Origin of the sequence: Streptomyces sp. NPDC015661, from assembly GCF_043077765.1 — a bacterium.
GTDB lineage: Bacteria > Actinomycetota > Actinomycetes > Streptomycetales > Streptomycetaceae > Streptomyces.
Map to the genome: position 1 here is coordinate 159,428 of NZ_JBIBST010000002.1, position 18,844 is coordinate 178,271.

The 18,844-nt window shown below is 73.1% G+C and carries 23 protein-coding genes; 15 read left to right on the forward strand and 8 right to left on the reverse strand.

The window, feature by feature from the left end; genetic code table 11:
* The first annotated feature begins 46 nt into the window (after positions 1-46).
* Positions 47-1,390 carry a M20 family metallopeptidase gene (locus ACF07V_RS05235; protein ID WP_392151535.1) on the forward strand — a complete coding sequence of 448 codons (1,344 nt, stop codon included), beginning with the start codon at positions 47-49 and terminating at the stop codon, positions 1,388-1,390.
* Here ACF07V_RS05235 and ACF07V_RS05240 read toward each other — a convergent pair.
* Positions 1,290-2,255, reverse strand: coding sequence for a LysR family transcriptional regulator (locus tag ACF07V_RS05240; protein ID WP_392151536.1), 966 nt, complete (start codon positions 2,253-2,255; stop codon positions 1,290-1,292). The genes ACF07V_RS05235 and ACF07V_RS05240 overlap by 101 nt on opposite strands.
* Positions 2,256-2,366: 111 nt before the next feature.
* Here ACF07V_RS05240 and ACF07V_RS05245 point away from each other — a divergent pair, with 111 nt between their 5' ends.
* From ACF07V_RS05245 to ACF07V_RS05255, 3 genes are read left to right on the forward strand one after another with little or no spacing between them, the layout of a single operon-like run.
* Positions 2,367-3,629, forward strand: a complete 1,263-nt coding sequence (locus ACF07V_RS05245; RefSeq protein ID WP_392151537.1) for an MFS transporter — start codon at positions 2,367-2,369, stop codon at positions 3,627-3,629.
* Positions 3,626-3,946 carry a cupin gene (locus ACF07V_RS05250; RefSeq protein ID WP_086829565.1) on the forward strand — a complete coding sequence of 107 codons (321 nt, stop codon included), beginning with the start codon at positions 3,626-3,628 and terminating at the stop codon, positions 3,944-3,946. Before ACF07V_RS05245 ends, ACF07V_RS05250 begins: the two co-directional genes overlap by 4 nt.
* Positions 3,947-3,997: 51 nt before the next feature.
* Complete coding sequence (locus ACF07V_RS05255; protein WP_392151538.1) at positions 3,998-4,618, forward strand: TOPRIM nucleotidyl transferase/hydrolase domain-containing protein; 621 nt, start codon at positions 3,998-4,000, stop codon at positions 4,616-4,618.
* A 117-nt stretch (positions 4,619-4,735) separates the two neighbouring features.
* Here the strand turns inward: ACF07V_RS05255 and ACF07V_RS05260 are convergent, their stop codons facing one another.
* On the reverse strand, positions 4,736-5,521 hold the full coding sequence (locus tag ACF07V_RS05260; RefSeq protein WP_392151539.1) for a cache domain-containing protein: 786 nt from the start codon (positions 5,519-5,521) through the stop codon (positions 4,736-4,738).
* Complete coding sequence (locus tag ACF07V_RS05265) at positions 5,475-6,320, reverse strand: FadR/GntR family transcriptional regulator (protein WP_392151540.1); 846 nt, start codon at positions 6,318-6,320, stop codon at positions 5,475-5,477. Before ACF07V_RS05265 ends, ACF07V_RS05260 begins: the two co-directional genes overlap by 47 nt.
* A 131-nt stretch (positions 6,321-6,451) precedes the next feature.
* Here ACF07V_RS05265 and ACF07V_RS05270 point away from each other — a divergent pair, with 131 nt between their 5' ends.
* The 5 genes from ACF07V_RS05270 to ACF07V_RS05290 all read left to right on the forward strand — a co-directional run bounded on the left by ACF07V_RS05270 (position 6,452) and on the right by ACF07V_RS05290 (position 10,828).
* Positions 6,452-7,489 carry an ABC transporter ATP-binding protein gene (locus tag ACF07V_RS05270; RefSeq protein WP_392151541.1) on the forward strand — a complete coding sequence of 346 codons (1,038 nt, stop codon included), beginning with the start codon at positions 6,452-6,454 and terminating at the stop codon, positions 7,487-7,489.
* Positions 7,490-7,533: 44 nt separating this feature from the next.
* Complete coding sequence (locus ACF07V_RS05275; protein ID WP_392151542.1) at positions 7,534-8,733, forward strand: ABC transporter substrate-binding protein; 1,200 nt, start codon at positions 7,534-7,536, stop codon at positions 8,731-8,733.
* Between the two features lie 10 nt (positions 8,734-8,743).
* Complete coding sequence (locus tag ACF07V_RS05280) at positions 8,744-9,667, forward strand: ABC transporter permease (protein ID WP_392151543.1); 924 nt, start codon at positions 8,744-8,746, stop codon at positions 9,665-9,667.
* Between the two features lie 22 nt (positions 9,668-9,689).
* Positions 9,690-10,505 (forward strand): ABC transporter permease, encoded by an 816-nt coding sequence (locus tag ACF07V_RS05285; RefSeq protein ID WP_392151544.1) that lies wholly within the window; start codon positions 9,690-9,692, stop codon positions 10,503-10,505.
* Between the two features lie 191 nt (positions 10,506-10,696).
* Positions 10,697-10,828, forward strand: a complete 132-nt coding sequence (locus tag ACF07V_RS05290; RefSeq protein WP_392151545.1) for a hypothetical protein — start codon at positions 10,697-10,699, stop codon at positions 10,826-10,828.
* A 4-nt stretch (positions 10,829-10,832) separates the two neighbouring features.
* On the opposite strand, the gene ACF07V_RS05295 is transcribed toward ACF07V_RS05290, so the two are convergent.
* The 3 genes from ACF07V_RS05295 to ACF07V_RS05305 form a co-directional block, all read right to left on the reverse strand.
* Complete coding sequence (locus ACF07V_RS05295) at positions 10,833-11,144, reverse strand: CU044_2847 family protein (protein WP_392151546.1); 312 nt, start codon at positions 11,142-11,144, stop codon at positions 10,833-10,835.
* Between the two features lie 23 nt (positions 11,145-11,167).
* Positions 11,168-12,541 carry an Ig-like domain-containing protein gene (locus ACF07V_RS05300; protein WP_392152352.1) on the reverse strand — a complete coding sequence of 458 codons (1,374 nt, stop codon included), beginning with the start codon at positions 12,539-12,541 and terminating at the stop codon, positions 11,168-11,170.
* Positions 12,542-12,714: 173 nt separating this feature from the next.
* Complete coding sequence (locus ACF07V_RS05305; RefSeq protein WP_392151547.1) at positions 12,715-13,200, reverse strand: SRPBCC family protein; 486 nt, start codon at positions 13,198-13,200, stop codon at positions 12,715-12,717.
* A gap of 293 nt (positions 13,201-13,493) precedes the next feature.
* Between ACF07V_RS05305 and ACF07V_RS05310 the strand changes: the two genes are divergently transcribed.
* Both ACF07V_RS05310 and ACF07V_RS05315 read left to right on the forward strand, forming a co-directional pair.
* Positions 13,494-14,084 (forward strand): PadR family transcriptional regulator, encoded by a 591-nt coding sequence (locus ACF07V_RS05310; RefSeq protein WP_392151548.1) that lies wholly within the window; start codon positions 13,494-13,496, stop codon positions 14,082-14,084.
* An 85-nt stretch (positions 14,085-14,169) separates the two neighbouring features.
* On the forward strand, positions 14,170-14,619 hold the full coding sequence (locus tag ACF07V_RS05315; protein WP_392151549.1) for a peroxiredoxin: 450 nt from the start codon (positions 14,170-14,172) through the stop codon (positions 14,617-14,619).
* Positions 14,620-14,635: 16 nt separating this feature from the next.
* On the opposite strand, the gene ACF07V_RS05320 is transcribed toward ACF07V_RS05315, so the two are convergent.
* Both ACF07V_RS05320 and ACF07V_RS05325 read right to left on the reverse strand, forming a co-directional pair.
* Complete coding sequence (locus ACF07V_RS05320) at positions 14,636-14,989, reverse strand: SHOCT domain-containing protein (RefSeq protein WP_392151550.1); 354 nt, start codon at positions 14,987-14,989, stop codon at positions 14,636-14,638.
* Between the two features lie 2 nt (positions 14,990-14,991).
* On the reverse strand, positions 14,992-15,432 hold the full coding sequence (locus ACF07V_RS05325; RefSeq protein ID WP_392151551.1) for a DUF6325 family protein: 441 nt from the start codon (positions 15,430-15,432) through the stop codon (positions 14,992-14,994).
* A gap of 218 nt (positions 15,433-15,650) precedes the next feature.
* Between ACF07V_RS05325 and ACF07V_RS05330 the strand changes: the two genes are divergently transcribed.
* The 4 genes from ACF07V_RS05330 to ACF07V_RS05345 all read left to right on the forward strand — a co-directional run bounded on the left by ACF07V_RS05330 (position 15,651) and on the right by ACF07V_RS05345 (position 18,791).
* A complete protein-coding gene (locus ACF07V_RS05330; protein WP_392151552.1) occupies positions 15,651-16,049 on the forward strand; it encodes an SHOCT domain-containing protein in 399 nt (132 codons plus the stop codon).
* An 8-nt stretch (positions 16,050-16,057) separates the two neighbouring features.
* The gene (locus ACF07V_RS05335) at positions 16,058-17,020 is read left to right on the forward strand and encodes a hypothetical protein (protein WP_392151553.1); all 963 of its coding nucleotides are present in this window, start codon (positions 16,058-16,060) and stop codon (positions 17,018-17,020) included.
* A 36-nt stretch (positions 17,021-17,056) separates the two neighbouring features.
* Positions 17,057-17,506, forward strand: coding sequence for an RrF2 family transcriptional regulator (locus tag ACF07V_RS05340; protein WP_392151554.1), 450 nt, complete (start codon positions 17,057-17,059; stop codon positions 17,504-17,506).
* A gap of 97 nt (positions 17,507-17,603) precedes the next feature.
* Positions 17,604-18,791, forward strand: a complete 1,188-nt coding sequence (locus ACF07V_RS05345; protein WP_392151555.1) for a globin domain-containing protein — start codon at positions 17,604-17,606, stop codon at positions 18,789-18,791.
* Positions 18,792-18,844: the final 53 nt, after the last annotated feature.

The window sequence follows — 18,844 nt, forward strand, 5'->3', positions numbered from 1 at the left end:
CGGTTCCCAGGGCCACGGCGTCAGCCGGTACGAGAGGGAGTCCCCGTTGGGCAGCGAGGCGATCCACGGTGAACTGGACGAGCGGGCAGCGAAGGTGTCGGAGCGCGTGGTCGCCTGGCGGCGGCATCTGCACCGGCATCCGGAGCTGTCCAACCGGGAGGTGAACACGGCCCGCCTGGTGGCGGACCACCTGGGCGCCCTGGGCCTCGACGAGGTCCGTACGGGCATCGCGGGGCACGGCGTCGTGGGCGTCCTGCGCGGGTCGGCGCCGGACGGTGAGCGGACGGCGCCCGGCGGTGGGCGGGTCGTCGCGTTGCGGGCGGACATGGACGCGCTTCCGGTGAAGGACCTCTGCGGGGCGGACTTCGCCTCCGAGGTGGTGGACGCCGACTACCCGGGAGGCCCGTTCCCCGTGTCGCACGCCTGTGGGCACGACTGCCACACGGCGATGCTGATGGGTGCGGCCACCGTGCTCGCGGGTGTCCGCGAGCGGATTCCCGGCACCGTTCTCTTCGTCTTCCAGCCCGCCGAGGAGGGCCCGCCGGTGACGGAGGAGGGCGGGGCGCGCGCGATGGTCGAGGCGGGCGCCTTCGCGGACCCGGTGCCGACGATGGCCTTCGGGTTGCATGTGACGCCTTATCCGAAGGGGTACGTGGGGTACAGGATCGGCAACCAGTACGGCGCGTCCACCCTGGTCCGTGTCGTCGTCACCGGACAGCAGGTCCACGGCTCCACGCCGTGGGAGGGGGTCGACCCGATGCCGGCGGTCGGCGCGGTCCTCACCGGCATCGGCCAGCTGTACCGGCAGGTCTCGGCCTTCGACCCGGTCACGGTGACGATCGGGCACGTCGAGGACGTGGGCCGGTTCAACATCATCGGCCAGACGGTGACCCTGTGGGGGACGGTCCGCTGCGCCGTGGAGTCCGACATGGCCGAGGTCCGGCGGCGCCTGACGACACTGGTCGAGCACTCCGCGGCGGCGTACGGCGCGACGGCGACCGTGGAGTATCTGCAGTCCGTGCCGCCCGTGCACAACAGCGGGCCGTGGGTGGAGGCCGCTCTGCCGACCCTCCGCCGGGTGGCCGGCGGGGAACGCGTGGTGGCGACGGGCGGGACGCTCGGGTACGACGACGTCTCCGAGTTGGTCGGCCGGTTCGGCGGCCTGTACGTGATGCTCGGCGTCCAGGACGCGTTGCTGGACGCCTCCGGCCGGCCGGTTGCGGTGGAGGGCGGTCGCGGTCTGGTCACCAACCACAACCCGCACTTCTACGCGGACGACGACACCCTCGTCACCGGTGTCCGTCTCCACGCGCACGTGGCGTACGACCATCTGACGGGTGCCCTGGCCGTTCCGCAGCGAGACCTTCGACCGTCGCGACGAAGGCCCTGAGCAGGGCGGATTCGGAGGCGGTGGGCCAGACGAGGCCGTATTCGAGGGGCGGAGTGCCGTGCAGGGGGACGTAGGCGACGCCGGGGCGGGGGTGGTACCGGGCGCCCCGGCCCGCCCCCGGGGAGGCGCCCCGGCCGGCGGTCACATGGGAGAGGACCTCCTGCCAGGTGCCGGCGACCGGTCCCCGGCCGACGGGGGCGCCGGAGGGGGTGCTGCGCGGGTAGTGGTGGTCGGTCCAGTAGCGGGGTACGGCTCCGCCGGGCGCGATCAGGTCGAGGCCCGCGAGGTCCTCCGGGCCGAGGGAGTCGCGGCGGGCCAGCCGGTGTCCGGCGGGCAGCAGCAGGACCCGTTCGTCGGTGACGACGACGGGGCCGGTGGTGAGGTCCGGCTCGTGGACCGGGAAGGCGGCGCACTGGACATCGAGCGTGCCGTCCTGGAGGGAGCGGACCCCGCCGTCGAGGGGCACCTCGCGGACGGTGATCTCGCAGTCGGGGTACGAGGCGAGCAGGGCGTCGGCGGCGGCCGTGAGCAGCTCGCCGCCCCAGGGGGTGCCGAAGCCGACGCGCAGCCTCCCGTGGACTCCGCGCCCCGCGGCGGTGGCCCGTTCGAGGGCGGCCCTCATCTGTCGGTGGGCGGGCAGCAGGTCCTCGTACAGGGCCTGGCCGACGGGGGTGAGGCGGACGCTGCGGCTGGTGCGGGCGAAGAGCGGGGTGCCGACGCGGCGCTCCAGCTTCTTGACGGTCTGGCTGATCCGGCCGGTGGAGACGCCGAGGAGCTCGGCGGTGCGCCCGAAGTGGAGTTCTTCGGCGAGCGTGAGGAACGCCTCCAGTTCGTACCGTTCGAGCATCGGTTCCGTCCTCGACATCAGCTGATCGTTGAGTGTGGCTCAACGCCGGTTTCATGATGGCATCTTGATCGGCCGGGCCGGCGGCCGGGAGCCTGGAGGCGTCCCCCTCCCCCGTACGGAAGGCCCTCCGTGGTCCCTCGCCCCCTCGCCCCCGCCACCTCCACCCGGCCCGTGAACGTCCTGCTCCTCGCCGTCGCGGGGGCGGCCACGGTCGCCAACATCTACTTCCCGCAGCCGCTGCTCGCCGCCGTGGCGCACGGCCTCCGGGTGTCGGAGCGGACGGCGGGGCTGATCGCCTCGGCCGCCCAGATCGGCTACGCGCTCGGCATCCTGCTGCTCGTGCCGCTCGCCGACTCCGCGCGACTGCGGCGCCTCACCTCGGTACTGCTCGCCCTGACCAGTGCCGCCCTGCTCGTCGCCGCGGCGGCGCCCGACATCGTCACCCTCACCCTCGCGACGCTCGCGCTGTCCACCACGACGGTGCTGCCGCAGATCCTCACCCCGGTGGCGGCGGTGCTCGCGGGCCCGGGACGGCAGGGCCGGGTCGTGGGCCTGGTGGGCCTCGGGCTGACGCTCGGCTCGACGCTGTCCCGTACGGTCTCCGGCGCCGTGGCCGACGCGAGCGGCAGCTGGCGGGTCGCCTACGTGGTGGCGGCCGTGGCGACGGCCGCGCTGCTCCTCGTCCTGCCCCGCCGGCTGCCCGAACGGCTCGGGTCGCGGGGACACACCTCGTACCCCCGCCTCCTGGCCGGACTTCCCCGGCTCCTCGCGGTCCACCGGGAGCTGCGGATCTCGGCGCTGCTCGGCGCGTGCGTCTTCGCCGCGTTCAGCGTCTTCTGGTCCGTGCTCGCCTTCCATCTGGCGGCGCCGCCGCTCGGGTACGGTCCGGGGGCCGCGGGACTCTTCGGGGTGCTGACCCTGCCCGCGGCGCTGCTGTCCGCGACGGCCGGGCCGCTGGCCGACCGGTACGGGGCGTCCGCGGTGAGCGCCGGGGGGCTGGCCTGTGCGGGGCTCGGCCTCGCGGTGGCCGGGCTCGCCCCGTACTCCCCGGTGGCCCTGGTGGCCGGGGCGAACCTCCTCGTGGTCGGGGTCAGCTCGTGCCAGGTCGCCGGACAGGCGCGGATCTTCGGGATCGGCCGGGCGGTGGCGGCCCGGGTGAACACGGTCTTCATGCTGGCCACGTTCGGCGGCGGGGCCCTCGGTTCCCTCGCCGGGTCCTGGCTGTACGCGGCGCACGGCTGGCCCGTCGCCCTGCTCGCCGCGGGGGCGTGCGTCGCCGTCGCCGGGCTCGTGGTGACGGTCGCGGCACGACCGGCGGCCCCGAGTTGCGTCCCGGACGCCACACGGGAGGCTGGGGGTATCCGCCCGCGCATCCCGCAGGGAGAGTCATGAAGCTGGACCTCACCGCCCTCGCCGACGAACACCTGGCCGCGGCCCGTACGGCACCGCACGGGCGCAGCGCCCACCGGATCATGCACGACGGGGTGCTGCGGCAGACCGTCATCGCCCTCACCTCGGGCACCTCCCTGGACGAGCACAACGCGCCGCCGGCCGCGAGCCTCCAGGTGCTGCGGGGCCGGGTGAACCTGACCGCCGCCGGGTGGGCGGAGGAACTGCCGGCGGGCACGCTGCGGATGATCCCCAAGGAGCGGCACGGGCTGACGGCCCTGGAGGACGCGGTGGTGCTGCTGACGGCCGTGAACGACTGACCGCCGGATATTCCGGTGCCGTGCGGGCGCGTGGCCGTGCAGACTCGCCCCATGGCAGACATGAAGGCGTTCCAGGACGAGGTGCGCCGCTGGGCCGCCGGCCTTTCCGGCGGGGACACGGCGAGGGAGCTGGCCGCGGGCCTCGGGGTGCGGACGGCGGTGCTCCTGGAAGGGCCGAGCGACTTCGCGGCGGTCGAGACGCTGGCCGCGCGGCGCGGCCGGGACCTCGCCGCGGAAGGCGTGTGCGTGGTGTCGATGGGCGGGGCGATGAGCGTGGCCCGCTACGCCGAACTGCTCGGACCGCCCGGTCTCGACCTGCGTCTGACCGGCCTGTGCGACGAACGCGAGCGGGGCTACTACGAGCGGGGGCTGCAGCGGGCCGGGGCGCCGCTGCAGGACTTCTTCGTCTGTGTGGCGGACCTGGAGGACGAACTCATCCGCGCGCTCGGCCCGGCGAGGGTCGAGGAGATCATCCGGGCGGAGGGCGACCTGCGCCCCTGGCAGACCTTCCTGAGCCAGCCCGCCCAGCACGGACGGCCCCGTCACCAGCAGCTGCGGCGCTTCCTCGGCACGAAGAAGGGCCGCAAGATCCGCTACGGCACCCTCCTGGTGGAGGCCCTCGACACCGAGCAGGTCCCGAAACCGCTCGACGACCTGCTGACGAGCCTCTGACCATCGGCGCGCGGCCCCGCACGGCGAGGACCGGGGCGGCGAGCAGGGCGGCGGTGTCACGCGACGCCTCCGAGGAGGTTCCTCCCGGCGGTACTCGTGTGCCGCCGGGTCCTCGGTTCAGGCGTCCGCCGTGACCAGGACGAGCGGGGTGTCGCCACAGGGACGCAGGAGCAGGCCGTCGGTGCGGTGTTCGGCCGGTGGGCCGGCGAGGACGGCGGCGAAGTCCGGGCCCTTGGTGAGGGATCCGGCGAGGTGCGCCGGGTCGGTCGAGGCGGCGACCCGGCCCCGCGCGTTGACGAGCCGGGCCGGTACGGGCAGCCGCTGGAGCACGGGCAGGACGGCCGCCTCGAAGTGCCGCAGATAGACGTCGGCGGCCGCCACGCCCATGAACCGGCCGCCGAGTTCGACCGGCGCGGAGAGCGTGAGGCTGTACTCGTCGGAGCAGAGGTAGTCCACGTACGGCCCGGCGACGGCCCGGCGGCCGGTCTCGCGGGGCAGCGTGTACCAGTCCCAGTGCGTGTAGTCGGAGTACGCGGAGTGCTCCGGGTCGAGGTCGAGCAGGAGCGGGCGTACGGCTCCGTCGGGGCCGCGCTGCAACCACTCCAGCCAGCCCGGCACGTCGGCCAGGAGGCCCGGCGCGGCGACGAAGCCCACACCGGAGACGAGCGGGTGGCCGGCGAGCCGGGCCCGCAGTCCGGGGCGCAGGCCCGCCAGGTCGGCGGCGACGGGTTCGCGCCCGGGCCGGGAGGCCCCGGCCAGCAGGGCGCCGGTGTCGGCGCCGGTCTCGGCGACGACGGCGAAGACCTCTTCGAGGGTGCCCCGGACGCGGCGGACGACCCTGTCGACCGCCTCCGCGTCAGCGGTGACCCCCGCGGGGCCCGCGAGCCCGGTGCTCCTGCCCATGCGTGTCCTCCTGGGGCTCGGGTGCGCGGCCGGGGTTGCCGAGGCGCAGCGCGATCAGCCGCCCCACCGACTCCCGTACACACGTCTCGGCGAGCGTTCTGGCCCGCTCGTCGGCCTCATCCTGCACGGCGGAGATCACGGCGCGGTGACGATCCGACACATCGCCGAGATGGACGGGGTCGTCGAGGACGAGGCAGAGGAGTGCGCCCAGGTCCGTCTGGAGGGCGATCTCCTCGCGGGTGAGCCGCGCGGACTGGGCCGCGGCGGCCAGCTCGACGTGGAAGCGCCCGTAGAGCCGGCTGCGGGTCGCCGGGTCTCCTGCGGCGGCGAGTTCCTCGACGGTGCGGGTCAGGGGGCGCAGGTCTCCGGGCTGGGTGCGGCGGGCTGCGAGCAGGGCGGCGGCGCCGGAGACGGCGGCCCAGTGGTCGCCGAGGTCGCGGAGTTCCTCGGTGGACCAGTCGGCGAGGCGGGCACGCAGCCGCTCCTCCGGCGGGTTGTCGGGCAGGGTGACGAAGCTGCCGCCGCCGCGGCCCCTGCGGGTGGTGACGAGGCCTTGCTGCCGCAGGGCCATGAGGGCCTCGCGCAGGGTGACGGTGGAGACGCCGAGCTGTCCGGCGAGTTCGGTCTCACCGGGCAACTGCTCCCCGTCGGCGAGGAGTCCGAGCTCGATGGCGTCGCCGATGCGGCGGACGACGGTGTCGACCCGGGCCCGGGTGTCGACGGGCGTGAAGACGGCCCTGCGGGCCGCGCCCGTCCCGGCCGCGCCGCCGCCGTCGTCCGGCCTGCCGTTCGGTCTCACGGTTAACCACCTCGCGCGTCGAGCGTTGACTCAGGCTTTACCTTAAAGGGGTCTTGAGATTTGAACTATGACTTCATATGTTTACACCCACGCCCGAACAACGCTCCACCGCACCAGAAAGGTTCCCGCCCATGGAGGGAATGGCGATCCGGCTGACGGGACTGCGCAAGGCCTACGGCCGGACCGAGGCCGTGGCCGGGGTGGACCTGGAGATCGCGGACGGCGAGTTCTTCTCGATGCTCGGCCCCTCCGGTTCCGGGAAGACCACCGTGCTGCGGATGATCGCCGGCTTCGAGGAACCGACCTCCGGCACCGTCGAACTGGCCGGCCGCGACGTCACCCGCCTGGCCCCCTTCGAACGCGATGTGCACACCGTCTTCCAGGACTACGCGCTCTTCCCGCACATGACGGTCGAACAGAACGTCGCCTACGGCCTGAAGGTCCGCGGCGTCCCCCGCGCCGAGCGCCTGGTGCGGGCCCGCGCCGCCCTGACGCAGGTCGGACTCGAAGGTCTCGGCAGGCGCCGGCCCGCCGAGCTCTCCGGGGGCCAGCGCCAGCGCGTCGCCCTGGCCCGCGCGCTCGTCGGCCGCCCCAGCGTGCTCCTGCTCGACGAACCCCTCGGGGCACTCGACCTCAAGCTCCGCGAGCGGATGCAGGTCGAACTCAAGGAGATCCAGCGCGAGGTCGGCATCACCTTCGTGTTCGTCACCCACGACCAGGAGGAGGCCCTGACGATGAGCGACCGGATCGCCGTCTTCCACCAGGGCCGGATCGAACAGGTCGCCACCCCCGCCGAGATCTACGAGCGCCCCGCGACCCCCTTCGTCGCCGGTTTCGTCGGCACCTCGAACCTGCTGACCGGGGACACCGCGCGACGGGTGGTCGGGGCACCGGGCACGTACAGCATCCGCCCGGAGAAGATCCGGATCCTCCCCGACCACAAGGCGGCCGCCGACCCCGGCCACACCACCGCCGCCGGCACGGTCGCCGAGGTCGTCTACCTCGGCGACTCCACCCGCTTCCTGGTCGACCTCGACGGCGGCGGCCGGCTCACCGCCCTCCAGCAGAACCTGGAGACCTCCTCCGCCGACCTCGCCGCCTTCCGGGGCGCCCGCATCGGCCTCCAGTGGCACCCGAGCCACGCGGTGCCCGTCCCGGACCACGCGTAGAGCACTCGCCGACAACCCCGTCCCCTCACGCAACGGAGAACCACGTGCGCCCGCACCGCTCCCTCCTGACCGCAGCCGCCCTCTCCGGGCTGCTCCTCGTCACCGCCTGCGGATCGGCCGACCCGACGGGTTCCGGGAAGTCCGGCGGCCTCAACCCGCCCGACCTCAAGGCGCCGACCGCCCTCGGCAAGGCCGAGGGCGAGGTCAACCTGATCGCCTGGGCCGGATACGTCGAGGACGGCACCAACGACCCGAAGGTCGACTGGGTCAGCGCCTTCGAGAAGCAGACCGGCTGCCAGGTCAACGCCAAGACGGCCGCGACCTCCGACGAGATGGTCTCGCTGATGAAGACCGGCGCGTACGACGCCGTCTCCGCCTCCGGCGACGCCTCCCTCCGCCTGATCGCCTCCGGCGACGCCGCCCCCGTGAACACCGCGCTCGTGCCCAACTACGCCGACGTGTTCGCCGGACTCAAGAACAAGGACTGGAACTCCGTCAAGGGCGTCTCCTACGGCATCCCGCACGGCCGCGGCGCCAACCTCCTCATGTACGACACGGAGAAGGTGAAGCCGGCGCCCGACTCCTGGTCCGCCGTCTTCGACAAGGCCTCGGCGCACAGCGGCAAGGTCACCGCCTACGACTCCCCCATCTACCTCGCGGACGCCGCCCTGTACCTCAAGGCGACCAAGCCCGGGCTCGGCATCAAGAACCCCTACGCCCTCGACCAGAAGCAGTTCGACGCCGCCGTGGCCCTGCTCAAAGAGCAGAACGGACACATCGGCGAGTACTGGAGCGACTACCTCAAGGAGATCTCCGCCTTCAAGAGCGGCGACTCGGTCGTCGGCACCAGCTGGCAGGTGATCGCCAACCTCGCGAAGGCCGAGGGCGCGAAGGTCGAGGCGGTCCTGCCGAAGGAGGGCTCCACCGGCTGGTCCGACACCTGGATGGTCTCGGCCAAGGCCAAGCACCCCACCTGCGCCTACAAGTGGCTCGACTGGATCGTCTCGCCGAAGACCAACGCACAGGTCGCCGAGTACTTCGGCGAGGCCCCGGCCAACGCCAAGTCGTGCGCCGAGACCACCGACAAGAACCACTGCGCCACCTTCCACGCCACCGACGAGGACTACTGGAAGCAGGTCCACTTCTGGACCACGCCCATCGAGCAGTGCCTGGACGGCCGGACGGACGCGCGCTGCGTGCCGTACGCCAAGTGGGTCCAGGCCTGGAACGAGATCAAGGGCTGACCCGGACGCCATGACCGCACTCTCCCCCGGGCTCTCCCCCGAGTCCGCGACGCGAGCCGCCAGCCCCGGCCGCAGTGCCGTCCGGCGGTTCGCCGGGGCCCTGCACCGGCGGCCCCGGCTGCGGCTCGCGGCCCTGCTCACCGCCCCGCTGCTCTGGCTCGTCCTCGCCTACCTCGGCTCCCTTGCGGCCCTGTTCCTGTCCGCGTTCTGGTCGACCGACAGCTTCACCTCCGAGGTCGTCCGGATCTGGACCACACAGAACTTCGAGGAACTCGTCAGCTCGCCCGTCTACCGGACGGTCGCGCTGCGGACCGTCGGCGTCGCCCTCGCGGTGACCGCCCTCTGCGCCGTCATCGCCTTCCCGCTCGCCTTCTACACGGCGCGCGTCGCGCACCCGCGCCGCCGTCCGCTCTTCGTGGTGGCTCTGCTCATGCCGCTGTGGGCCGGCTATCTGGTGAAGGTGTACGCGTGGCGGCTCATCCTCTCCGAGGGCGGGCCCCTGGACTGGGCGCTGCGGCCGTTCGGCCTGAGTGGACCCGGGTACGGGCTCACGGCGACGGTGCTCGTCCTGACGTACCTCTGGCTGCCGTACATGGTGCTGCCGATCCACACCGCGCTCGCCCAGCTCCCCGACAACCTCCTGAACGCCTCGGCGGACCTCGGGGCGAGGAGCCGGCGGACCTTCGTCTCGGTGGTGCTGCCGCTGGTGTGGCCGGCGGTGGCCGCCGGGTCCGTCTTCACCTTCTCCCTGAGCCTCGGCGACTACATCACGGTGCAGATCGTCGGCGGGAAGACCCAGCTGATCGGCAACCTCGTCTACTCCAACGTCACCCTGAACCTGCCGCTGGCGGCCGCGCTCGGCACCGTGCCGGTCGCCGTCATCGTGGTGTACCTGCTCGCGGTGCGGCGCTCCGGCGCGCTGCGCAGCCTGTGACCGGCCGGAAGGACCGCGACCGATGAACCTCTCCCGTCCCGCGCGGATCGCGCTGCGCACCGCGGCCGGCCTCGGCTTCGCGGCGATCTATCTGCCGCTGCTGCTCGTCCTGCTCGGCTCGCTCAACCCGGACCGCTCGGCGAGCTGGCCGCCGCCCGGCCTCACGCTCGACTGGTGGGCGGCGGCCTGGGACAACGAGGGCGCCCGCGCGGCGCTGTGGACCTCCGTCCAGGCCGGTCTCGCGGCGACGGCGGTGGCCCTCGTCCTCGGCACGCTCATCGCCTTCGCCGTGCAGCGGTACGCCTTCTTCGGGCGCGAGGCCGTCTCCTTCGCGGTGGTGCTGCCGATCGCGCTGCCCGGCATCGTCACGGGCATCGCGCTCAACTCGGCCTTCGGCACGGTCCTGGAGCCCCTCGGCGTGGGACTCGGGATGTTCACGGTGGTCGTGGGCCACGCCACCTTCTGCATCGTGGTCGTCTTCAACAACGTGGTGGCGCGGCTGCGGCGGCTGCCCGGCTCGTACGAGGAGGCGGCGATGGACCTGGGGGCGCACACCTTCCGCGTCTTCTGGGACATCACCTTCCCGCTGCTGCGCTCGGCGCTGCTCGCGGGCGGACTGCTCGCCTTCGCGCTGTCCTTCGACGAGATCGTGGTGACGACGTTCACGGCGGGACCGGGGGTGCAGACCCTGCCTGTGTGGATCTTCAACAACATGACCCGCCCTCAGCAGGCCCCGGTGGTGAACGTGGTGGCGGCGGCGCTCGTGCTGCTCTCGGTGATCCCGATCTACGCGGCCCAGCGACTCTCCTCGGACACACCGGGCGGCGGGCGGGTGTGAGGGGCGCGCCGGCCGGTCGGTGGGTGTGAGGGACACGCCGGGCGGCGGTGGGTGTGAGGGACACAGCGGGCGGCCGGTGCGTGTGAGGGACACAGCGGGCGGCCGGTGGGTGTGAGGGACACGCCGGGCGGCCGGTGGGTGCGAGGGGCGCCAGGGCGGCGGTGCCACCGTCGTCCTGCTAGTTCGCCCCGGTGTCCGCGATCGCCCTGGGCGTCCTCGTGGGCGCCGGGCTCCAGCGGCGTCCCCGGCTCAGCCTCGGCGAACCCGCCCCGGCCACCCCGGAGGACATGACGGAGCCGGCGGAGACGGGGCCCGGTCGCTGACGGCTCAGCGACCGGGCTTCCTCACCCATTCCAAGGTCACGCGCAGGCTCGCGTTCGCGCTGCCCTGGACGACCAGTGCGGTGAGCTTGCCCGAGTCCAGGCCGAGCTGGCAGCCGAATTCGACGGTCGCACGGTCCGGGGCCGCCTCATGGAGCGCCTCGCCGATCCGTCCGGCGAAGGAGGCGAGGGCATCGGTGACGGCGGAGAGGTCCGGGAGGCGGTCGCCGAGCCCTTCGAGTCCGGAGTCGGGACCGAGGCGCCGTGCCTCCACGAAGAGCGTCGCGTCCCCGACCTCGACCTTGGTGATCTCCTGCATCGGTGCTCCCTCGGGTCGGACGGTCAGAGTCTCGGGCTCAGGGCACCCGCGACGGACCTGACGACAGCGACCGTGGTGCCGTTGGTGGTGTCCACGGCGAGGGCGCTGCCCCGGAGCCACTCGGACCAGCCGAGGTTCCAGTCGCCGAAGCCGTTGTCGAAGGGCGTCATGGGCTTCCCGTACCCGTTGACGACCCGTACGAGGTCGCCCTCGCGGACGGTGTGGAAGAGCCAGGCGGCGTCCTCGGTGCTCATCCCCGTACAGCCGTGGCTGACGTCCTCGCTGCCCTGGGAGTCGAGCGACCAGGGCGCGGCGTGCAGGTATTCACCGCTCCACGTCACCCGGGTGGCCCAGCGGACCTTGAGGTCGTAGAAGTCCTTGTTGCCGCGGGCGATCCCGATGGAGTCGCCGCGCATGCGGACGAGCGGCTCCTTGCCGAGGACGACCTTGATGCCGCCTCTGGTCCGGTAGCCGGACTTGCCGGTGGTGACCTTCAGGGTGCGCAGGAGTTCCCCGTCGCGGAAGACCTTCATCTCGTGGGCGGAGACGTCGGTGACGGCCTCGATCCGGGCTCCGGTGGTGAAGGTGAGGGGGCGCGAGGGGCCGCCGTAGAGGCCACCGCCGATGCGGGCCCCGTCGAGGCCGCTGCGGACGCGGACCGTGGCGCGGGCGGGCCAGTACGTGCGGGGCCGGTAGTGGAGGGTGACGGCGTCGACCCAGTGCCAGGCGCCCTCGGCATGGGGTGAGCTCCGTACGGCGAGGGCTCGTTCCACGGCGCGGCGGGCGCCGGGGTCGTCCGCCGGGACGGGCCGGCTGAGCTCGGCGGTGATCGGTTGCCCCACCCCGTACGTGCCGCCGTCCTCCGGTCCGAACGCGACGGTGAGCCGCTCCCCGGCGGGCATGGGGGCGGTCCGGAAGTCGAGGCGGGCGCGGTGCGGGCCGTACGCCCCCGTCCCGTCGACGACCATCCGGGCGGCGTAGCGGGCGCCGGCCGGCAGGGGTGCGGCGCTGGTCCACCGGGTGTGGTCCGCGCTCTGCACTCCGGCGACACGGCGGCCGCGCCGGTCGGTGACGTTGACGTCGGCGAGCACGCCGGGGGTACGGAGCGCGAGCTCCACGCGGCCGGTGGCCTTCGGGTCGAGCGTGAACGGCCGGCCCGTGAGGACGCGGTCGCCGCCGAGCACGACCGTCCGGGGCGGGGCGGAGCACAGGCCGTCGGCGGCGGCGCAGCCGTCCAGGGAGACGACGGCGGTGGCGTCCCGGTCCGCGGCGGCCCCCTGCTCGGGTGCGGAGTCGGGGCCCGGCGACTGGGCGGCCGTGCTGACGAGGACGGCCCCCACGGCGAGGGAGAGCGCTCCCCATCCCCGTGCGTATCGGCGTGACGGCACGTCGGACACCATCCCCTTCATGCGGTGGCGTCGGCGGGCGTTGCCGACCGCAGCATCAAAACGGATGAAAGGAGAAAAAGATGATCAAGGCGCCGGGCGTGGCGCGGAGTCGGGGGCGAGACGACTCGAATGGGTCAGCGGGGCGGTCGAGATCAGGCGGGGGCGGGGCGGCCGGGCGGGTGTCAGCGGGGCGGCTCCGGGAGCTCCTCGCCCGTCTCCAGCAGGGACTTGAGGCTGGAGATCAGCGCGGGCCAGCCCTCGCCGATCAGGCCCTTGATGGTGCCGTCGGGCTCCAGGTCGCCGTGGGTGACCGTGAGCTTGACCGTGTCGCCGGACGGGTCGATCACGAAGGTGACCCGGGACCGGCGCTCGCGGGTGAGGCGCTCGTACGCCTCCGGTTCAAGACGGACGGCCTCCGCCCAGTCCGGGGTGAAGGTGTGCCAGGTGTACGAGAGGAGGCGGCCGGGCTTGGCCTCCAGGACCACCTGCTCGGGGTCGACGGTCCTGCGGCCCTGCTCGTCCCAGACCATGGACGCGCCTGGGGTCCACGTCGACTCGAAGGCCACGCCCCAGTAGCGGCGGGTGAGCTCCGGCTCCGTGAGCGCCTGCCAGAGCTCCTCGGGAGTGGTCCGGATGTAGGTGGTGTACACGAACGTGTCGCTGTCCATCGCACTGCCCCTCGGATCTGCTCCCCCGCGGCCTGCCCCTCTCCAGCCTAGGCAGGCGCCGGACGGACCTGCCAGCGAAGGGCCTCCGTCCGGCGTGCCCGGATGCCGGGCCGGCCGTCGACGGATGCTGGGCCGGCCGTCTGCGGATGCCGGGCCCGCCGTCCACGGAAGCCGCGCCGGTCGCCCACGGACGCCGCGCCGGTCGCTCCCGGAGGCCGCGCCGGTCGCTCCCGGAGGCCGCATCGGTGAATAGGTGCGGAGGAAACTATTCAACGTGCTGCTAGCGTGTCCGAATGTCCCTCAAGCACGCCGTCCTCGCAGCTCTCCTGGAGGGCGAGGCCTCCGGATACGACCTGGCCAAGATCTTCGACGTGTCCGTCGCCAACTTCTGGGCCGCCACCCCGCAGCAGCTCTACCGCGAGCTGGAGCGGCTCGCCGAGGCCGGCCTGATCGCGGCCCGCGTGGTGGAGCAGGAACGGCGCCCCAACAAGCGGATGTTCAGTCTGACGGAGTCGGGCCGCCGGGATCTGGTCGCCTGCACGAGCACACCGCCGCGCCCGAGCGCCGTCCGCGACGAGCTGATGGTGCAGGTCCAGGCCTGCGACGAGGGCGACACCGCGGCCGTCCGGGAGTTCGTGGCGCAGCGGATGGAGACGGCCAGGGCGAAGCTCGCCCGCTACGACCGGCTGCGGGAGTGGATGCTCGACGGCCGGGACGAGGACACGTACCTGGGCGAGGCGGAGCGCGTCGGGCCGTACCTCACGCTGATGCGGGGGCGGTTCTTCGAGGAGGAGAACCTGCGCTGGGGCGAGCGGGCCCTCGCCGTGCTCGACCGGCGCGCCGCCGCAGGGAGCGCGGCCCCGGAGGCGGTACGCCAGGGGTGACGCCGGTCCTACCGTGCGGTAACGTCACGGGCCGGCCATCGGAGGCACCGGTGGCACCCCGCGGACGCATCGAGGACGGCCTGAAATGAACGTCGGTGACCTCGTCGAGGACTTCACTCTTCCGGACGAGACGGGCGCACCGCGCTCATTGACCGGCCTCCTCGCCGAAGGCCCGGTCGTCCTCTTCTTCTACCCGGCGGCCCTCACCCCGGGCTGCACCGCCGAGGCCTGTCACTTCCGTGACCTCGCGGCCGAGTTCCGTGCCGTCGGCGCCCTGCCGGTCGGCATCAGCACCGACGGGGTGGAGCGGCAGCAGGAGTTCGCCGAGCGGCACTCGCTCGGCTACCCCCTGCTGTCCGACCCGGACGGTGCCATCCGGGAACGGTTCGGCGTGAAGCGCGGCTTCTCGCTCGCGCCGACGAAGAGGGTCACCTTCGTGATCGGCCAGGACCGGCGGGTCCGGGAGGTCGTCCGCAGCGAACTGCGGATGAGCGCCCACGCGGACCGCGCATTGGCCGCCCTGCGCGGCGCCTGACCCCGCGGACCCTTTGTCAGACGCCCAGCAGCTTCGCCTTGGCGGCCGCGAACTCCTCGGGCGTGAGCAGGCCCTGCTGCGCGAGCTCGCCCAGCCGCGCCAGCTGGTCGGTGATCGACGCCTCCCCGCCGGGGGCGGGCGGCGCGGGCGGGGGCGCGGCGGGGGCCGGGGGGCCGGGCTGCGGTGCCGCCGACTGCTGCTGGGCCTGGAGTTCGGCGATGGCCTGCTCCTGGTCCTCCTCGCGGCGCGCGGCGCGTGCGGAGCTGCGGCCCGCCGCGTAGGCCGCGCCGCCGACCAGGGCGCCACGCAACAGGGGCGCGCCGGCGGGCCGGACGACCGGTCGCAGGAGGGGGCGTCGTCGCAGGAACACGTTCAGCTCCTTCCGACCGCTGCGGCGGCCACGGCCTCGCGATGGACGGCTCGCGCCTCTTCGACCAGCTCGTGCGGTACGCGCACGGTCGCGGCGATCCGGCCGCCGGCCTCGCGGATCGCCTCCGACGCGCGCGTGGCCCAGACGTGCTCGACGAGCAGCATCAGCGCGCAGGAACCCGGTTCGAGCGTCTGCGCCGCCTCGGCGGCGTCCTCGGGGCCGAGGAGATTGATCTCGGGTCCGATCTCCGCCGTGGCCTCGTCGAACTCCTCGTACTCGACGAGTTCGGAGGTGGACACCTCGCCCGAGGAGGACTTGACGACGACGAGCGAGTCGACCAGGCGCACCTGGCCCGCTCTGCGCAGCTCCGCGACGGCCGTCACCGCCGCCACTCTCAGTCGCTCCCCCGGGAAGGCGAGCACGACACATTCCACCGGGCCCATGTTGCTCCGTTCCGTTCCTCGTGCGGTTCGCGGCCCGGCGCGGGCGGGTGGTGCCCGGCTCCGGCGACGATCCGCGGCCTCCATCCGAACACGGCCGCGCCCGGCCCGCACACGGAGTCGGCAGGACCTCCGGCACGACATGCGGACGGGCGGAGGCTGGGTGAGACTCGCTGCATCGCCAGGCCTCCCCGGCCTGCGCGGGAACGGAGTGTGCAGGCATGGACGACTACCCCGCCCTCAATCTCTTCTGGACCATGCTGTGGTTCTTCCTCTGGATCATGTGGCTGTTCCTGCTGTTCAAGGTGATCACCGACATCTTCCGGGACCACTCCCTCAACGGTTGGGGCAAGGCCGGCTGGCTGATCTTCTGCATCGTGCTCCCGTTCCTCGGCGTGCTGGTCTACGTCATCGCTCGCGGCAAGAGCATGGGTCAGCGGGACGTCAAGCAGGCCAAGGAGAGTGAGGCGGCGTTCCAGGAGTACATCCGCAAGACCGCCGGGACGCAGGGCGGCGGCGGCAGCGCCACCGACGAACTGGCCCGGCTCGCCGACCTCAAGGAGAAGGGGGCCATCACGGCGGAGGAGTTCGAGAAGGCCAAGGCCAAGGTCCTGTCCTGAGATTCCACATGCGGCGGGCGGGACGGCGGCGCGCCGACACCGAGGGAGGCGGGCGCGGCGACGGGCTCAGTGGTTCCCTGCTGCGGGAAGTCGCGGCGGAGCCCGGGAGGCTGCCGGAAGCGCTCGCCTCCTTCGCCCTGCGTCACCTCGGCCCCGGGGCGGGGCCGTCGGTCGAACGCCTCCGCGCGAAGCACCCCGAGGCCGACGGGGCGGCCCTGCGGGCCCTCGTCGTCAGCCGCGGGCGCCGGAGGGTCACAGCCGAGGGGTCCTTCGTCGGGGGACCGTTCATGCTCCTCATCCCCGTCGCCTTCTGCGGAGCCCTCCTCTCCCAGGCGCGCATGATGCTCGAACTCGCCGCCACCGAGGGGCGCGACACCACGGATCCGGAGCGGGCGGCCGAACTGCTGGTCCTGCAAGGGGTGTACGAGGACACCGGGACGGCGCTGGCCGCCCTGGACACCACCACCGGCAGGCCTCGGCCGGAGAACCGGCGCGGGCGGGTGGCCTCGCTCCGCTATCTCGTGGTGCGCATGGCCTGGCTGCTCGGACTGCTCACTCCCTCCGACGAGAAGGTCGGACGATGGACCCGGATCGGCCAGTGGGCGCTCGTCGGCGCCGTGTTCCTGGTGGGCCTGGTGGCCCCGCTCGTGTGGCTGCCGTACATGGCTTTCTCGTACAACCGCGCCACCAACCGGATGATCGACCGGGCCACCGTCTTCTACGTCGGCTCGCGTGACCAGCGCACCCCGCGTGGCGTCCGCGTCGACCCCGCCATGGCCACGGCGGGGCTGCGTGCGCTCGGATCGATGCTGCTCCCGGCGGTCACCCTGTTCCTGGTCATCGTGACCGACACCCGGATCGCGGGCGGACGGTGGCCGGTGGCCGGGATCGTCCTGACGACGAGCTGCCTGGTCACGGGCGGATGGTGGCTGTGGCGGCGCCGGCGACGACGCCGTCAACCACCCCCCTAATACGTATATGAGATGCATCTTTGATACGGTCAGGCCGTGAGGCTGACGAAGTTCACCGACCTGGCGCTCCGTGCCGTCATGCGCCTGGCGGTCACCGCACCCGAGGAGTCCGTCACCACCCGCGAGGTGGCGGAGTCGATGGACGTGCCCTACGCCCACATGGCGAAGGTGGTCACACGGCTCCAGCACCTCGGCGTGGTCGAGGCGCGACGGGGCCGTGGCGGCGGGCTGGCTCTGACGGAGCTGGGGCGCCGCTCCTCGGTGGGCTGGCTGACGCGGACCCTAGAGGGGGAGGAGGAGGTCGTCGCCTGCGAGGGCGATCCACCGTGTCCGCTGCGTACGGCATGCCGGCTGCGCGGAGCGCTGCGCGAGGCCCAGGAGGCCTTCTACCGCACGCTCGACCCGATCACGGTGGCGGAGCTCGTGGGCTCGCCGACCGGCCCCCTGCTCCTCACCCTCAGCCCGAGCCCCACGCGACTCCCCTGACCGAGCCCGCTCGACCGGGCCGCCGAGCGACTGGGCGACCCCGGGGGATCATCCACACCTTTTAATACGTAGATCATCTACCAGATTGAGAGTTCCCATGCTGTCCGAGCAGGCCGTTCCGGTCGTCCGCGCCACCCTGCCCGCCGTCGGCGGCGCACTCGACGAGATCACCGAGCGCTTCTACGGGCGCCTCTTCGCCGCCCACCCCGAGCTCCTGCGCGACCTGTTCAACCGGGGCAACCAGGCCAACGGCGAGCAGCGGAAGGCGCTCGCGGGCTCCATAGCCGCCTTCGCCGTCGCCCTGCTCGAGAACCCGGACAGCCGCCCCGACGCCATGCTGTCCCGGATCGCGCACAAGCACGCCTCGCTCGGCGTCACCTCCGAGCAGTACAAGACCGTGCACGAGCACCTCTTCGCCGCGATCGTGGAGGTCCTCGGCGAGGCGGTGACCCCCGAGGTCGCACAGGCCTGGGACGAGGTCTACTGGCTGATGGCGAACGCGCTCATCGCCGTCGAGGCCCGTCTCTACCAGGAGGCCGGCGTCACCGAGGGCCAGGTCTGGCGCCCGATGGAGATCGCCGAGCGCCGGGAGGAGACGTCCGACACGGTGTCCCTCGTCCTGCGCCCCACCGACGGCACCCCGACGGCCCCGTTCCGGCCGGGCCAGTACGTGAGCGTCCGCATCGAGCTGCCCGACGGCGCCCGGCAGATCCGCCAGTACAGCCTCTCCTCCGCTCCCGGGCACCCGCAGTGGCGGATCACGGTGAAGCGGGTCGACGGCGACCCGGCGGGCGAGGTCTCCTCCTGGCTGCACGCACACGCCCGCGCGGGCGACACCGTTGAGGTCTCGGCCCCGTTCGGCGACCTCGTCCTGCCCGAGGGCGACACTCCCCTGCTGCTCGCCTCCGCGGGCATCGGCAGCACCCCGATGCTGGCGATGCTCGACCACCTGGTCGCCACCGGATCGACCCGGCCGGTCGTCGTGGTGCACGCCGACCGCGCGCCCGCCACGCACGCGCACGCCGAGGAGCTGCGGCGCCTCGTGGACGCCCTCCCGCAGGGGACGCTGCACCTCTGGTACGAGGAGCCGGGCGAGTCCGACGCCCGGCCGGGCCGCGCGGACGTCACCCTCATCGACCTGCCGGCGGGCACCACCGCGTACCTGTGCGGGCCGCTGCCCTTCCTGCGCGCGGTCCGCGGCGACCTCCTCGGCCGAGGCACCCCGGCGGCCGACATCCACTACGAGGTCTTCGGCCCCGACCTGTGGCTCGGCGCCGAGGCCTGACCCGCTCCCGCCCCTTGCCGGCTACTGACCCTCCGCCACCCGGGCTGCGCAAC

Coding starts and splice junctions, on each gene's coding strand:
- ACF07V_RS05240 (WP_392151536.1), bottom strand. CDS start 2,255: ATGTCGAGGACGGAACCGATGCTCGAACGGTACGAACTGGAGGCGTTC.
- ACF07V_RS05250 (WP_086829565.1), top strand. CDS start 3,626: ATGAAGCTGGACCTCACCGCCCTCGCCGACGAACACCTGGCCGCGGCC.
- ACF07V_RS05255 (WP_392151538.1), top strand. CDS start 3,998: ATGGCAGACATGAAGGCGTTCCAGGACGAGGTGCGCCGCTGGGCCGCC.
- ACF07V_RS05260 (WP_392151539.1), bottom strand. CDS start 5,521: ATGGGCAGGAGCACCGGGCTCGCGGGCCCCGCGGGGGTCACCGCTGAC.
- ACF07V_RS05270 (WP_392151541.1), top strand. CDS start 6,452: ATGGAGGGAATGGCGATCCGGCTGACGGGACTGCGCAAGGCCTACGGC.
- ACF07V_RS05280 (WP_392151543.1), top strand. CDS start 8,744: ATGACCGCACTCTCCCCCGGGCTCTCCCCCGAGTCCGCGACGCGAGCC.
- ACF07V_RS05285 (WP_392151544.1), top strand. CDS start 9,690: ATGAACCTCTCCCGTCCCGCGCGGATCGCGCTGCGCACCGCGGCCGGC.
- ACF07V_RS05295 (WP_392151546.1), bottom strand. CDS start 11,144: ATGCAGGAGATCACCAAGGTCGAGGTCGGGGACGCGACGCTCTTCGTG.
- ACF07V_RS05305 (WP_392151547.1), bottom strand. CDS start 13,200: ATGGACAGCGACACGTTCGTGTACACCACCTACATCCGGACCACTCCC.
- ACF07V_RS05310 (WP_392151548.1), top strand. CDS start 13,494: ATGTCCCTCAAGCACGCCGTCCTCGCAGCTCTCCTGGAGGGCGAGGCC.
- ACF07V_RS05315 (WP_392151549.1), top strand. CDS start 14,170: ATGAACGTCGGTGACCTCGTCGAGGACTTCACTCTTCCGGACGAGACG.
- ACF07V_RS05325 (WP_392151551.1), bottom strand. CDS start 15,432: ATGGGCCCGGTGGAATGTGTCGTGCTCGCCTTCCCGGGGGAGCGACTG.
- ACF07V_RS05330 (WP_392151552.1), top strand. CDS start 15,651: ATGGACGACTACCCCGCCCTCAATCTCTTCTGGACCATGCTGTGGTTC.
- ACF07V_RS05335 (WP_392151553.1), top strand. CDS start 16,058: ATGCGGCGGGCGGGACGGCGGCGCGCCGACACCGAGGGAGGCGGGCGC.
- ACF07V_RS05345 (WP_392151555.1), top strand. CDS start 17,604: ATGCTGTCCGAGCAGGCCGTTCCGGTCGTCCGCGCCACCCTGCCCGCC.